The 14,422-nt window shown below is 61.5% G+C and carries 14 protein-coding genes and 1 pseudogene; 7 read left to right on the forward strand and 8 right to left on the reverse strand.

Translation table 11 applies throughout. The annotated features are described in order from the left end of the window. Positions 1-89: 89 nt before the first annotated feature. Complete coding sequence (locus tag AB4O35_RS09450; protein ID WP_065875228.1) at positions 90-410, reverse strand: hypothetical protein; 321 nt, start codon at positions 408-410, stop codon at positions 90-92. 151 nt (positions 411-561) lie between these two features. Next, positions 562-1,980, reverse strand: a complete 1,419-nt coding sequence (locus AB4O35_RS09455) for a short-chain fatty acid transporter (RefSeq protein WP_065879679.1) — start codon at positions 1,978-1,980, stop codon at positions 562-564. Positions 1,981-2,166: 186 nt separating this feature from the next. Here AB4O35_RS09455 and AB4O35_RS09460 point away from each other — a divergent pair, with 186 nt between their 5' ends. Then, positions 2,167-3,456 carry an MFS transporter gene (locus AB4O35_RS09460; RefSeq protein WP_065879678.1) on the forward strand — a complete coding sequence of 430 codons (1,290 nt, stop codon included), beginning with the start codon at positions 2,167-2,169 and terminating at the stop codon, positions 3,454-3,456. A gap of 3 nt (positions 3,457-3,459) precedes the next feature. Here AB4O35_RS09460 and AB4O35_RS09465 read toward each other — a convergent pair whose 3' ends face one another. Further along, on the reverse strand, positions 3,460-4,830 hold the full coding sequence (locus tag AB4O35_RS09465; protein ID WP_065875225.1) for a GntT/GntP/DsdX family permease: 1,371 nt from the start codon (positions 4,828-4,830) through the stop codon (positions 3,460-3,462). 137 nt (positions 4,831-4,967) lie between these two features. On the opposite strand from AB4O35_RS09465, the pseudogene AB4O35_RS09470 reads away from it, so the two are divergent. Together AB4O35_RS09470 and AB4O35_RS09475 are read left to right on the forward strand one after the other, a co-directional pair. Further along, positions 4,968-5,148: pseudogene (locus tag AB4O35_RS09470) on the forward strand (chemotaxis protein); the annotation flags it as partial. A gap of 53 nt (positions 5,149-5,201) precedes the next feature. Then, on the forward strand, positions 5,202-5,777 hold the full coding sequence (locus AB4O35_RS09475) for a flavin reductase family protein (protein ID WP_065875223.1): 576 nt from the start codon (positions 5,202-5,204) through the stop codon (positions 5,775-5,777). Between the two features lie 3 nt (positions 5,778-5,780). On the opposite strand, the gene AB4O35_RS09480 is transcribed toward AB4O35_RS09475, so the two are convergent. Next, the gene (locus AB4O35_RS09480; RefSeq protein WP_065875222.1) at positions 5,781-6,665 is read right to left on the reverse strand and encodes a LysR family transcriptional regulator; all 885 of its coding nucleotides are present in this window, start codon (positions 6,663-6,665) and stop codon (positions 5,781-5,783) included. A 121-nt stretch (positions 6,666-6,786) separates the two neighbouring features. Here AB4O35_RS09480 and AB4O35_RS09485 point away from each other — a divergent pair, with 121 nt between their 5' ends. Beyond that, positions 6,787-8,130, forward strand: coding sequence for an MFS transporter (locus AB4O35_RS09485; protein ID WP_083207173.1), 1,344 nt, complete (start codon positions 6,787-6,789; stop codon positions 8,128-8,130). Positions 8,131-8,169: 39 nt separating this feature from the next. On the opposite strand, the gene AB4O35_RS09490 is transcribed toward AB4O35_RS09485, so the two are convergent. Beyond that, positions 8,170-8,979: an AraC family transcriptional regulator gene (locus AB4O35_RS09490; RefSeq protein ID WP_065890579.1), complete on the reverse strand. Its 810-nt coding sequence runs from the start codon at positions 8,977-8,979 to the stop codon at positions 8,170-8,172. Between the two features lie 75 nt (positions 8,980-9,054). Between AB4O35_RS09490 and AB4O35_RS09495 the strand changes: the two genes are divergently transcribed. Genes AB4O35_RS09495 through ddlA form a run of 3 tightly spaced genes read left to right on the forward strand, consistent with a single transcriptional unit; the run spans position 9,055 to position 10,955 of the window. Beyond that, the gene (locus AB4O35_RS09495) at positions 9,055-9,144 is read left to right on the forward strand and encodes a helix-turn-helix domain-containing protein (RefSeq protein WP_225930676.1); all 90 of its coding nucleotides are present in this window, start codon (positions 9,055-9,057) and stop codon (positions 9,142-9,144) included. A gap of 33 nt (positions 9,145-9,177) precedes the next feature. After that, positions 9,178-9,816: a LysE family transporter gene (locus AB4O35_RS09500; RefSeq protein ID WP_065875219.1), complete on the forward strand. Its 639-nt coding sequence runs from the start codon at positions 9,178-9,180 to the stop codon at positions 9,814-9,816. A 44-nt stretch (positions 9,817-9,860) separates the two neighbouring features. After that, entirely contained in the window at positions 9,861-10,955 is a 1,095-nt protein-coding gene (ddlA, locus tag AB4O35_RS09505; RefSeq protein WP_065890578.1) for a D-alanine--D-alanine ligase, read from the forward strand. Here the strand turns inward: ddlA and pgeF are convergent. Genes pgeF through AB4O35_RS09520 form a run of 3 tightly spaced genes read right to left on the reverse strand, consistent with a single transcriptional unit; the run spans position 10,945 to position 14,362 of the window. Next, positions 10,945-11,688 carry a peptidoglycan editing factor PgeF gene (gene pgeF, locus AB4O35_RS09510; RefSeq protein ID WP_065879674.1) on the reverse strand — a complete coding sequence of 248 codons (744 nt, stop codon included), beginning with the start codon at positions 11,686-11,688 and terminating at the stop codon, positions 10,945-10,947. The genes ddlA and pgeF overlap by 11 nt on opposite strands. Before the next feature lie 27 nt (positions 11,689-11,715). Beyond that, positions 11,716-13,545 (reverse strand): gamma-glutamyltransferase, encoded by a 1,830-nt coding sequence (ggt, locus tag AB4O35_RS09515; protein ID WP_065875216.1) that lies wholly within the window; start codon positions 13,543-13,545, stop codon positions 11,716-11,718. A 37-nt stretch (positions 13,546-13,582) separates the two neighbouring features. Then, the gene (locus AB4O35_RS09520) at positions 13,583-14,362 is read right to left on the reverse strand and encodes a PhzF family phenazine biosynthesis protein (RefSeq protein ID WP_065875215.1); all 780 of its coding nucleotides are present in this window, start codon (positions 14,360-14,362) and stop codon (positions 13,583-13,585) included. Positions 14,363-14,422 lie beyond the last annotated feature (60 nt).

The raw sequence follows: 14,422 nt of genomic DNA on the forward strand, positions 1-14,422 counted from the left end.
GGGAATCCCTGGCGAGTTGTTGCAAGATATTTCGCCAGGACGGTAGCAATGCAATATGACGGAACGAAGACAATTATGGAGTCAGAGGCTCACAACAGGCGCAATGCCAACTGGCTGCCGGCTCGCAAGTACTCTACCTGCGCCGTCAGCGCATCCTTGACGATGGCCTCGCCCGTGTCAGTCAGCTTGGCTTTTTTCGAATCGATAACAGTGGTCTGCAATAGCTGCATCGCCACGTCGATCGATTTCTGGAAGGCTGTGACGTTGTTATGCAGGCCAAACTCCTTGATAACGGTCGCCATACGACGGTCGGCATCGTCACGCAAAGCGCGGTACTCCGTGACCGAAACGTTGTCGTCCTTATAAATATCAGTGATCAACTCTTCCAACGATTTGGATAGGGGCGTCATCGGATTTTCCTTGGTGTTTTGTGAGTGGGAATCCGAGTCAGGTTAATCAAAGAGGTTGGCGGGAGGAGTCAGGTATTGCCATCGCGTGGGGTGGGACAACCCCACGCGATTCATCAGAAACAGGCCTCAATCGACAAGCTGACCACTGTCGTTAAGGCATCACCGGAGGCAAATATTTCAACGTCGTCCCCAACGCCCACAACAGGAACAACACCAGCGGCGTGTGCACCAGCAACTGCACGAACGAAAAGCCGATCAAATCCCGCGCCTTCAACCCCAATACCCCCAGCAGCGGCAGCATGTAGAACGGGTTGATCAGGTTCGGCAACGCTTCAGCGGCGTTATAAATCTGCACCGCCCAGCCCAAGTGGTACTGCAGGTCATTGGCCACTTGCATCACATAGGGCGCTTCGATGATCCACTTGCCACCGCCTGACGGGATAAAGAAGCCCAGCACCGCCGAGTACACGCCCATCAGCAGCGCGTAGGTGTCATGGGAGGCGATGGAGGTGAAGAAGGTCGAGATATGGTGTGCCAGCGTCTGGCCGTCGCCGCCTTTGACCACGGTCATCAGTGCCGCGATCGAGCCGTACAGCGGGAACTGGATCAGTACACCGGTGGTGGTCGGCACCGCACGGGCCACTGCATCGAGGAAGCTGCGCGGGCGCCAGTGCAGCAGGGCGCCAACCATGATGAACAGGAAGTTATAGGTGTTCAGCCCCGAGATGGCGCTGATCGCCGGCTTGGTCGAGAACTCATGGAACAGCCAGCCGGCAGCCAGCAACGCCAACAGGATAGTCAGCAACGGGCTGTGTTCCAGCCATTCGCCCGGTCGGGTCGGTGCTTGTAGCTTCGGCAGATTGAACGCCGGGTCGACGCCGCAGGCCTTGGCATCGCGCGCGCTGTTCGGGCCGGGCGCGGTGGCATAGGCGATGATCAGCGACACCACGATCAGCGCCAGCAACAGCACGCCGGATTGCCACAGGAAAATCGTGTCGGTGAACGGGATCACCCCAGTGATCGACAAAATCGACGGCGGCAGGCTCGCCGGGTTGGCCTGCAACTGCGCGGCCGACGACGACAGCCCCAACGCCCACACGGCACCGAGCCCCAAGTAAGCCGCAGCACCGGCCGCGCGATAATCCATGCGCAAATCGGTACGACGCGCCAACGCCCGCACCAGCAACCCACCAAACACCAGGGACAAGCCCCAGTTCAACAATGAGGCGACCATCGAGATCAACGCCACCCAGGCCACGGCCGAGCGACCGTTCTTGGGGATACGCGCCAGGCGGTCGATCAGTTTTACCGCAGGCGGCGAGCTGGCCACCACATAACCACCGATCACTACAAAGGCCATCTGCATCGTAAAGGGGATCAGGCTCCAGAACCCATCACCAAAGGCTTTGGCAGCATCGGTCGGCGCGGCGCCCATGCCCAGGGCCGCCACGGCGACAATGATCACGGCGAGGGCGGCAAACACCCAGGAGTCTGGAAACCAGCGTTCGGCGAAGTTGGAACAGCGCAGGGCAAATCGGGCATAGCGGCTTTCTTCGATAGCATCGGCCACGGGGCATTCCTCTTGTATTTATTAGGGGGGGCGGCAGTTTTCCGGCATGTTCCGCTACGGTCATTGATATGGGAATGCAGTTATCTTCATCGATCCATGAGGAAAACAAATATATCTGTCGCGATTGCCATCATTGGACTCAGCTCATAACCTGCACGCCATTTTGTTTGTCTGCCGAGCCTTCACATGACTGCCACCTTTTCCTCACAGGCGCAGCGTTTTTCCCGCTCCGACTACAAAACCCTGGGCCTGGCCGCCCTGGGCGGTGCCCTGGAAATCTACGATTTCATCATCTTCGTTTTTTTTGCGCTGACCTTGAGCCAGCTGTTCTTCCCCCCGGAAATGCCCGAGTGGCTGCGCCTGCTGCAAAGCTTCGGCATCTTCGTCACGGGTTACCTTGCGCGCCCGTTGGGCGGCATCCTGATGGCCCATTTCGCCGATCACCTGGGACGCAAGCGCGTGTTCAGCCTGAGCATCCTGATGATGGCCTTGCCCTGCCTGCTGATCGGGATCATGCCGACCTACGCGCAAATCGGCTATTTCGCACCCTTGATCCTGCTGGCGCTGCGCGTGCTGCAAGGCGCAGCGGTGGGCGGTGAAGTCCCTAGCGCCTGGACCTTCGTTGCCGAACACGCGCCGCCCCATCATCGTGGCTACGCCCTGGGTTTCCTGCAAGCCGGCCTGACCTTCGGCTACCTGCTTGGCGCACTCACTGCCACATTGCTGGCACAAGTCTTCACCCCGGCTGAAATCCTCGATTACGCCTGGCGCTTCCCGTTCCTGCTCGGCGGCGTATTCGGTGTGATCGGCGTATGGCTGCGTCGCTGGCTCAGCGAAACCCCAGTGTTCCTCGAAATGCAGGCTCGCCGCCTAGCCGCCGCCGAGATGCCGCTGCGCACTGTATTGCGCGACCACCGCGCCGTGTTGCTGCCGGCGATGATCCTCACCTGCGTCCTGACGTCAGCCGTGGTCGTCCTCGTGGTCATCACCCCAACCATGATGCAAAAAACCTTCGGCATGAGCCCCAGCCACACCTTCGCCTTGAGTGCCTTGGGCATCGTCTTCCTCAACATTGGCTGCGTATTGGCGGGCTTGCTCGTAGACCGCATCGGCGCCTGGCGTGCCGTGCTGGTCTACAGCCTGTTGCTGCCAGCGGGGATTGCGGTTCTGTACGCGAGCCTGATCAACGGCGGCATCTGGTTAGGTGCGGCCTATGCCGTGGCGGGCTTGAGTTGCGGAGTGGTGGGCGCGGTGCCATCGGTGATGGTCGGGTTGTTCCCGGCGCCGGTGCGGGTGTCGGGGATTTCCTTTACCTACAACATTGCGTATGCGCTGTGGGCGAGTACCACGCCGTTATTGCTGATTGCATTGATGCCGACCAGCCCGTGGATTTGCGTGGGGTATTGCGTGGTGATGGGCGCGGTGGGGGTGTTGAGTGTGGCGCTGTTTGGCAGGCGCCACACCTTGGCCGCCTAGTTATCAGGTCAAGAAGTGCCAGAACAGCAACGTACCCACCAGGCCGACGACGGACACAATCGTCTGCAACACCGACCACACCCAAATCGTCTGCTTCAACTGCAAGCCAAAATACTCACGCACCATCCAGAACCCTGCGTCGTTGACGTGGCAGAAGAACACCGAGCCCGCACCAATCGCCAGCGCCACCAACGAGCTTTGCGTCGCTGCCAACCCCGCCATCATCGGCGCGAGAATGCCCGCAGTCGTGGTGGTGGCGACAGTCGCCGAGCCAGTGGCTTGGCGCAACGCCACGGCGATCAACCAAGCCAGCAACAGGTACGGCATGTGCGCACCTTCGGCGACCTTGCTGATGGTCTGGCTTACGCCAGCGTCCAGCAGGGTTTGCTTGAGGCCACCGCCGGCGCCGATGGTCAGCAGCAACACGGCGATGGGCGCGAGGGCTTTGCGCAGGGTATTGCCGACTTCCGCACGCGGCATGCCGGCGGCCCAGCCCAGGCAGATCACGGCGGCGATCACGGCCAGGCCGAGGGCGATCAGCGGTTCACCGAGGAACTTCAAGGTCAGGCCGACGGTGCTTTCGGCCGGCAGGGCGACCTTGGCCAAGGTGCTGCCCAGCATCAGGATCACCGGCAACAGAATGATCAGCAACGACACACCAAAGCTCGGCTGCCGCGGCGCCTTGGGCGGTGCGCTGAACAGTGCCCCGATGTCGGCCGGCTCATCCACGTGCAGGCGCTTGGACAGCCAGTTGCCATAGATCGGGCCAGCAAGAATCACTGCCGGCACCGCCAGGCAGAAGCCCAGCAACATGGTCAGGCCCAGGTCGGCGTGCAGCGCGCCCACCGCAATCAGTGGTCCCGGATGCGGTGGCATCAGGGCGTGCAGGGTGGTCATGCCGGCCAAGGCGGGAATGGCGATTTTCAGCAGGGGCTGGTTCGAACGCTTAGCCATCACAAAGATGATCGGCACCATCATCACCAGGCCCACTTCGAAGAACAGTGGTAGGCCGATCACCATGGCCACCAGCGCCATCACCCAAGGCAATGACTTGCCCTTGCCCAGCCCGAGCAGGGTAGTGGCGATGCGGTCGGCCGCACCGGATTCCGCCATCAATGCGCCAAGCATCGAGCCCAGGGCAATGATGATCCCGGCTTCACCCAGGATCGCCCCAGCGCCTTTGCTGAATGCCTTGGCCACTTCTTCCGGCGGCAGGCCAGCGCCGACGCCGGCGATAAAGGTGCCGATCAGGATCGACAGAAATGGCGGCAGTTTGGTCGCGCTGATCAGCACGATGATGCTGGCGATGGCCAGCAGTACGCAGAGCATAAGACGGGTGTCGTGAACCATCCACGCGGCGGTCGATAACTCCAAAACGGGACTCCTTATCGAGCAGGCTGGCTAAATTGTTTCTTTTTGTTTCTGCTTGAAAAGCATACCTGATAGAACTGCCGCGTAGCATTCATGAGCCGCTTTGGTGCGTTGAATTTAACGGGAAGCTGATGCGCGCCTTGCGTCAGAACCAGGACAAGGCTCGCGATGCGGTCACCCTGATGACCGGTGGCCGCCTGCAAGTCGAGCACGGCCTGGCCCTGGCGGCCGAGGCAGGCACGGTGATCGTGGAAACGCCAGGACGGCGCGCAGGAAGTGGTCAGCGCAGTGGAGCCGTTCGCCAACCCACTGTCGAGTTGAGCGTAGGGCTTCAGGTATCGTAGGTGCTTTCTTGCATGAAGAGTCGACCTTCCATGAGCCCTACCCACTGTCGCCCCGTTCCGCTGTCCAAGGCCTACCGTTTGCTCAACCACGGCCCGACCGTGTTGGTGAGCGCCGCACACAACGGCCAGCGCAATATCATGGCCGCCGCTTGGGCGATGCCGCTGGATTTTGAGCCGCCGAAAGTCGCCGTGGTGTTGGACAAGGCAACATGGACCCGCCAACTGCTGGAAGGCGCCGGCACCTTTGTGCTTCAGGTGCCTTGCGCGGCGCAGGCGGATCTCGTGCAGACGGTCGGCAACACCACCGGCTCCGAGACTGACAAGTTTGCTGCTTACGGTGTGCAAGCGTTCAAGGGTGAACACACCGAAGCGCCGCTGCTGGAAGGCTGCGTGGCGTGGCTGGAATGCCGCCTGCTGCCCGAGCCTCACAATCAGCAGACTTACGATCTTTTCCTGGGTGAAGTCGTCGCGGCCTATGCCGACGACCGCGTGTTCAGCGACGGCCGGTGGCACTTCGAAGGGCATGATGAACTGCGCACGTTGCACCATGTGGCGGGCGGGCATTTCCTCACCATCGGCCAGCCGATTGATGGGCGCCAGCTCTAAGCCTTACCAGCGTGCGTTTGCCAGCGCTTCGGCAAACGCCATCAGCTTCGGTGAATATTGCCGCGACGGCGGATAGACCAGCGAGATCGCCCGACTGCGTCCGGCAACGTCTTCCAAGATACGCACCAGGCGCCCGGCTGCGAGGTCGTCGCGCACGGCAAAATCCATCACCTGGGCGATGCCGAAACCGCCCACGGCACCGTCGACCAAGGCATCGCCGATATCAAAGATCAGCCGTCCTTCGACGCTCACGTCCCGCACCTTGCCCTCGATCATGAATTGCCAATCCACCATGCGCCCGCTGCGCAAATTGCGCACGGTGAGGCAGTGGTGGTCCTTGAGATCATCAACGCTTTGCGGAGTGCCAAAGCGCGCTAGGTAGGCGGGGGCGGCGACCGTGACCCAGCGTAATGGCGGCAGGGCGCGGGCGATCAGGCGTTGGTCCTGGATCTCGCCGGTACGCAGCAACGCATCGAAGCCTTCGTCGATGATGTCCACCAGACGGTCAGTCATCACCGCTTCGATACGCAACTCGGGGTAACGCAAGGTCAATTCGCCGATGACCGGCATCACCACTTTGCGCCCGAACAACGACGGCGTACTGATCTTTAACAGGCCCGAAGGGCTGCTGCGCCGGTCGAGCATCAGCTTCTCGGCTTCAGCCAATTCCGCCAGTAACGGCGCGCTGCGCTCGTACAACATCTGCCCGTCGGGGGTGAGGCTGACGCTGCGCGTGTTGCGTTGCAGCAGGCGCACGCCCAGTTCGTTTTCCAGGCGCGAAATGGCGCGGGACAAGCCGGATTGAGTCAGACCCAGGTCGCTGGCCGCGCGCGTGAAACTGCGGGTTTCGGCCACGCGGACCAGCAAGCGAACGGCGTTCAGATCCATGATTAAAGTCATTACTGAAAGAGTGATAGCGCTATTTATCATCTATCCGGCATGAAAGACACTGACGACCTCTCATTCCGGACAGGACGCTGTGATGCCTTCCTCTCGACCCTCAGGCTGGATGCTGACGTTGCTGGCCACGGCGCAACTGATCATCGCGCTGGATGCCACCATTGTGTTTGTCGCGTTGCCGCAGATCGGCACGCACCTGGATTTCTCCGCCCAGCAATTGCAATGGGTGGTGAGCGCCTACAGCGTGGCGTTTGGCGGTTTCCTGCTGCTGGGCGGCAGGGCCACGGACTTGCTCGGCAAGCGCCGCTTGTACCGGGTGGGGCAGTCACTCTACGCATTGGCTTCCCTGGCGGCCGTGCTCGGCGGCAGCGCGGTATTGCTGGTGCTGGCGCGAGCGGTGCAGGGCGTGGGTGGCGCGATGTTGTTCCCGGCCACCTTGGCGCTGATCAATACCCACTACGCCGAAGGGCCAGCACGCAACCGTGCGTTCGCCGTGTGGAGTGCGGCGTCGGCGGCGGGCCTGGCGCTGGGCGCGTTGCTCGGTGGTGTACTGACCCAGGTGTGGGGCTGGGAAGCAGTGTTCTTGGTGAATGTGCCTTTGGCCGGTGGCTGCGCCTGGGCGGCGCGTTACTGGATACCCGCCGATGGTGAGCGTGCGCGGGGGCGCAACTTTGATATCAGCGGCGCGTTGACCGTGACCGTCGGCGGTACTTTGCTGGTGTTCTCGTTGGTACAAGGTCCGGAGTGGGGTTGGGCAGCAACGTCCACCCTCGGTTGCCTGGCGTTGGCGGTGGCCCTGCTCGGGCTGTTCACCTGGATCGAACATCGCGGCCGCGACCCGCTGATGCCGCTGCGTTTGTTGGCCTACCGTGAGCTGCGCATGGCGATGGTGCTGACGGCGGTGTTCATGAGCAGTTTTGGTGTGCAGTACTACTTTCTGGCGTTGTATTACCAGCAAGTCTACGGCTACAGCGTGTTGCAGGCGGGGTTGGCATTTTTGCCGGCGACGTTGGTGTGCACGTTCGGCATCTGGCTGGCGGAGCGCTCGTTGGCCAGGATTGGGTTGCGTAATACGTTGGTCATTGGGCAGCTAGCCGGCGCGGTCGGAATCGCGCTGGTGTGCTGGGCGTTGCCGACCGGTGTGGGGTTCTGGTCGCTGCTGCCAGGGATTTTCATCTTGAGCATCGGCCAGGGCATGACTTGGACCGCGATGTGGGTAGCGGCGGGTCTGGGTATCCGGCCGGGTGAGCAGGGCGTGGCAGCGGGGATGGCGTCCACCAGCCAGCAGATCGGCGGGGCGCTGGGGTTGGCGGTATTGGTGTCGGTGGCGAGTGCGGGAGGGATTGAGCTGGCGTTGTGGTGGAGTGCGGCGATTGCGCTGGCGGGGGCGGTGTTGGCGCTGCGCTTGAGAGAAAGCAGCCCTGGGGCGATCACGTTTTTGGACGCAACATAAATCAAAATGTGGGAGCGGGTTGCATTTCAAATCGGGGTTTCAGCGCCCGAGCATCTTCACCCAACGCGACGGTGGCATGCCGTAGGTGCTGCGAAATTGCCGAGTCATGTGGCTCTGGTCGGTGAACCCCGCGGTCAACGCCGCGTCTACCAGCGACTGGCCCTGGGTCAACAGGCTGCGCACCAGGTCCAGCCGACGCATGGTCAGGTAGCGGTAGGGGCTGGTGCCGAACAACAGGCGAAAATCCCGCGATAGCGCCCAGCGGTCCCGGCCGGCGTGTTCGGCCATTTCATCCAGGGTGATGCTGCGGCCCAAGGCGCTGTGGATAAACTCCCGGGCGCGCTCGGCGGCGAGGTAATCGAAGGTCTTGCGGCTGACGATACCGCCCGAGAGGTTGTTCAGCGCATGGGCCAAATCGAACAGGGCGTCCTGCTCCTGCAACGGGTCGATGGGGTTATCCAGGTTTTGCAGCAGCACTTCGCTGGCGCGGAACAGCCTTGGGTCTGTGGATAAACCACTGGGGATAAAGGGCAGCGGCTTGCCACCGAGAATCTGCTGGATCAGCGATGGCTCGATGTAAATCATCCGGTATTTGAAACCTTCGTCACTGCCGGCGTGACCGTCATGGGTCTCATCGGGGTGAAGCACCATGGTCGTGCCAGGCAGGCTGTGGATCATGGCGCCGCGATAGTGAAAGCTTTGCACGCCAGTCAACGTACGCCCGATGGCGTAGGTGTCGTGGCGATGCGGGTCAAAGGCAAAGCCGGCGAAGTACGCCTCGATACGGTCCAGGCCACTGGCGTGCGGGGCGCGGTGTAGCCAATCGAGGGTGACGGAGGGATTGCCCATGGTGAGTGGTCACAAAAAAGAGGTGGAAACACGTTAACCCAGTCTGCGGCGGCTTGTCTGTCGGGTCTTGAACGATTGTGCAAGCTGGATGCCATCTGCGCCTATCTGGATTGCCAGCCCGGTGATTTGCTTGTACATATGGCAGAGCCGGCTGCCGACCCGTAGGGGCTTGTCCACACCGCGAAGAAGGATCATTCGATGCTGCTCACCCACCTGCCGTACGCTGCTCCGTTGTTGTCGCTGGCGTTGCTCTGGACTGTCGCGGTGGTGACGCCGGGGCCTAACTTCTTCAACACCGCGCAATTGGCCGCCAGTTGTTCGCGCCGCCATGGTGTGGTGGCGTCCGCCGGTGTGGCGACGGGCACCATCATGTGGGGGTTGGCGGGAGGCCTGGGCATCAAGTCGCTGTTTACCGCCGCGCCGATGCTGTACATGGCGTTCAAGATCATCGGCGGCTGCTATCTGATTTACCTTGGCTTGAAACTCTTCAAGCGCTCGGCACCGAGCATGAGCCAGAACGTGCTGCCGGCTGAGGCGCGTCGTTCGCTGTTCTCTGCATGGCGCCTGGGGTTGCTGGGTAATCTGTCCAACCCGAAGGCCGCACTGTTTGTGGCGACCATCTTCGCCTCGACCATGCCGCCTTCGCCATCGCCGATGCTGTTGACGCTGGCGGTGATCACCATGGCGACCTTGTCGTTCAGTTGGTATTCCTGCGTGGCCTTGGTGTTTTCCAGCGAGCGTATGGCTAACGTGTACAGCCGCTCGCGTAAGTGGCTCGACCGCTTTGCCGGCGGCTGCTACCTGTTGTTTGGCGCGCATCTGGTAGCGAATCGCTGACCGCACGTGGTAAGAAGCCTTACTTTCAACAGTGAGGCAGGGTCATGAGCAAGGTGCGGGTAGGTATTATTTTTGGTGGCCGTTCGGCCGAGCACGAAGTCTCATTGCAATCGGCGCGCAATATCGTCGATGCGCTGGATCGCTCACGTTTCGAGCCGGTGCTGATCGGCATCGACAAGGCCGGCCACTGGCACCTCAACGATACGTCGAACTTCTTGCTCAACCAGGAAAACCCGGCCCTGATTGCCCTGAACCAGTCCAACCGCGAACTGGCTGTAGTGCCCGGCAAGGCCAGCCAGCAACTGGTGGAGACCTCTGGCACCGGCCTGCTGGAACATGTCGATGTGATCTTCCCTATTGTCCACGGCAGCCTCGGCGAAGACGGTTGCCTGCAAGGCCTGTTGCGCATGGCTGACCTGCCTTTCGTCGGCTCGGATGTACTCGGTTCGGCGGTGTGCATGGACAAGGACATCAGCAAGCGCCTGCTGCGCGATGCCGGGATTGCCGTTACGCCGTTCATCACCCTGACACGGAGCAATGCGTCGCGTACGTCCTTTGAGACGGCGGTGAGCAAGCTCGGCTTGCCGATGTTCGTCAAGCCCGCCAATCAAGGCTCCTCGGTGGGTGTGAGCAAGGTCGGCGACGAGGCCGAATACCAGGCTGGCGTCGAATTGGCCCTGGGCTTTGATGAAAAAGTGCTGGTTGAATCCGCCGTCCAAGGCCGTGAAATCGAATGCGCCGTGCTGGGCAACGAACATCCTATTGCCAGTGGTTGTGGCGAAATCGTGGTGAGCAACGGTTTCTATTCCTATGACAGCAAATACATCGACGACCAGGCTGCCAAAGTGGTGGTACCGGCCGATATCAGCCACGAAGCCAGCGAGCGCATTCGCGGGCTGGCCATTGAGGCGTTTGAGGTGCTGGGCTGTTCCGGCCTGGCGCGGGTCGACGTGTTCCTCACCGATGCCGGCGAAGTGTTGATCAACGAAATCAATTCACTGCCCGGCTTCACCCGCATCAGCATGTACCCCAAGTTGTGGCAGGCGGCGGGGATGAGTTACAGCGAGCTGGTGAGCCGGTTGATTGAGCTGGCGCTGGAGCGGCATGCGGGGCGTAAGGGGCTGAAGATCAGTCGGTGAGGCCAGCGGTTTGCGGCGAGGGAGCAATCCACGAATAGATCAACGTCTTCGCCTCCTCCGGGTGATGTGTCCTGCGGCGATAGCTCGCAAACGTGGGTGAGGTGCAGTAAGTACATACCTCACTCACCTCGATCTGCTCTGGTCGAACGCCTGCCGCTTGCAGCAACATTCCTCCATACCCACTCAAATCAAACCACGCGCTTCCCGCTTGCCTGGCTTGCGGCGGCGCGATCTGTGGTGGCAACAGCGGTGCAGGCTGCACGGTGCTCCAAGGCGCCTGAGCGCTGTGCCACAAGTGCCCCTGGTCAGCCTGAAGTTGGGCGACAAACGCCTCGCTCACCTCATAACAGCAAGGTTTGATCGCCGGTCCGATCGCGACTCGCAATTGGTCGACGTTAATCCCTTCATCGGCAAAACGTTTCACGGCATTGGCGATAATTCCGCCTTGCAGCCCCTTCCAGCCACCATGCACGGCCGCCACCTTCTCGCCATTTTCCGAGGCAATCAGAAGGGGCAAGCAATCGGCAGTGATCACGGCGATTGGCTGATGCTCACCCGTGTACACGCCATCCGCCTCCACGGTGTTGGTCACCTGCTCGGCTTGCCATTCAATCACCGACGCACTGTGCACCTGCTTGCAGATGAACACCTCTGCCGGGCGCAGCGGATCATTGATCGAACAAAAACCGTGGGCTACACCCGGGATGGTGTCGAGATTATCTGCCTGCTGCACGGGCGCTTTCTCCGTTGATTGAAATGTTCAGTCGCCGACCGCCTGGCCTTCGCGCCGTGGGTCGGCGCCGCCGTTCAGTGACACCTTGCCCTGGGCATCCCGCGTGCGAACGATGGCCTGGATGCCGCTGGTCATATCGATCTCGCTCACTGCATGGCCCTTCTCCTTGAGCGCCTGTTTCAATGCGGGGCTGAACATACCGGCTTCCAGCTCGGTCGCACCGTTGCGGCTGCCAAAGTTGGGCAGGCTGATGGCGGTTTGCGGGTCGAGCTTCCAGTCAAGCATCGCGACCAGGGACTTGCTCACGTATTCGATGATCTGCGATCCGCCGGGCGAGCCGACCGTGGCCAGTAACTCGCCGCTTTTGCGGTCGAACACCAGCGTCGGCGCCATGGCCGAACGCGGGCGTTTGCCGGGCTCGACACGGTTCGCAACAGGCTGGCCATTTTCTTCGGGAATAAACGAAAAGTCGGTCAGCTGGTTGTTAAGCAAGAAGCCCTGGACCATGACATGCGAGCCAAACGCCGCTTCCACCGTGGTGGTCATCGACACGGCGCCGCCCTGGTCATCCACTGCCACCACTTGCGAGGTAGAGATGCGCAGCGGCGAGCGATCGGGTGCGTAAGCCACCTGAATGCCCGCAGGCAAGCCCGGCTTGGCGATGCCCATGCTGCGCTCGCCGATCAAGGTGGCGCGCCTGGCCAGGTAGTCCGGTGCGACAAGGCCTGCCACCGGCACCGGGACAAAGTCGGCGTCGGCAACGTATAACGCGCGATCAGCAAAGGCCAGGCGACCGGCTTCGGCCAGCAGGTGCACGGCTTCGGGTGTCGGCTCAAGGCCGTCGTGCGATGGGCTTTTCACCGGTTGCATCGCTGCGATGGCCAGCCCTGGGTCGTGGGCTTCCAGCGCCTGCAAGGTGCCGAGGATTTGCGCGATGGCGATCCCACCCGATGACGGCGGCGGCATCCCACACACCTTCCATTGTTTGTAGTCAGTGCACAGTGGCGTGCGTTCCTTGGCGGTGTAGCCCTTCAGGTCTGCCAGGGACAGGCTGCCCGCATTACGATTGCCCTGCACTGTGCGGGCGATCTCATCGGCAATCGGCCCGTGGTACAGCGCATCCGGCCCTTCCTTGGCGATGCGCTTGAACACGTCTGCCAGTGCCGGGTTTTTCAACACGGTGCCGATGGCTTTCGGCGTGCCATCGGCGTTCAGGAAGTACGCCGCCATGTCTGGCGATTGCGCGATGTAGCGATCGGCCGCGATCAAACTGTGCAGGCGCGGAGAAATCGCGAAGCCCTGTTCCGACAGCCTGATCGCCGGTTCGAACAGCTTGGCCCACGGCAGGTGGCCGGTCTTTTTGTGTGCCATTTCGAGTGCACGCAAGACGCCAGGCGTACCGACCGAGCGCCCACCGATCTGCGCCTCGGGAAAGGTCATCGGCTTGCCGTCTGCCTTCAGGAACAACCGCTCGGTTGCCCCGGCCGGTGCGGTTTCACGGCCGTCATACGCCTGCACGTTTTTGCCGTCCCACAGCATGATAAATGCACCCCCGCCGATGCCCGATGATTGCGGCTCCACCAGGGTCAACACCGCTTGCATCGCAATCGCTGCATCAATCGCCGAACCGCCCAGGCGCAACATGTCGCGTCCGGCCTCGGCCGCCAGGGGGTTGGCGGCAGCGGCCATATGACGCTCGGCGTGTTGGGTCGTGAGGCCGGTGCGATAGCCCGAACCCAGCTCCGGTGCCGGCGGCTGTTCGGTGACAGGCGTGTGGCAGGCTGCCAGGGCGAGGGCTGCGGCAACCACTGACAATTGACGGCGGGAAATCGAAAACACGCGCTGAACTCCGTTCATTTTGAGAATGATCTGTTGTCCTTGGGGTACTGCTTTTTTACAGGTAAATCGTGCCTTGCAGGTAGAGCACCGCATGACCGGAAATGATCACGCGGTCCCCCATGAGTTCGCAGCGCAATTGGCCACGGCGCTTGCCGCCTTGTTCTGCGGTGAGTTGCACCTTGCCCAAGCGTTCGGCCCAGAACGGCGCCAATGACGTGTGGGCCGATCCGGTAACCGGGTCTTCATTCACGCCCACATTCGGGCCGAACCAACGGGAGATAAAATCAAACTGCGTGCTTTTGGCCGTTACCGCAATCCCGCGCTTGGGCAGGCCCTTGAGGCCTGCGAAATCTGGCGTCAATGCGGCAACTTGGGCTTCGTCTTCGAGCAGCACGATGTAGTCATCGGTGCTGAACACTTCGGCCTGTTCAATGCCCAGCGCGCTCAACATGCCCGCGGGCGGTTCGCAGCCTTGAGGTTGCTTGGCGGGGAAGTCCATCGCCAGTTCATCGCCCTGACGCGTTACCCGTAGCTCGCCGCTACGGGTAGCAAAGCGCAACACGTCTGGCGCATCCCCCATCTGATGGATCAGCACCCACGCCGCCGCGAGCGTGGCATGGCCACACAGGTCCACTTCGACTTGCGGGGTAAACCAGCGCAACTCATAGAACCCCTCACGAGGGACGAAGTAGGCGGTTTCGGAGAGATTGTTTTCCGCTGCAATGTTCTGCAGTTGCTCATCGCTCAGCCACTCGGCCAGCGGGCAGACCGCCGCCGGGTTGCCGCCGAAGACGGTTTGGCTGAAAGCGTCGACTTGATAGATATCCAGTTTCATCGAGCGCACTCCGTTGAGGGGGGAGCCGGACACTAACAGTGGGTCAGGCGAGCGTCAAAA

It is taken from the genome of Pseudomonas sp. H1_A03 (genome assembly GCF_054685145.1).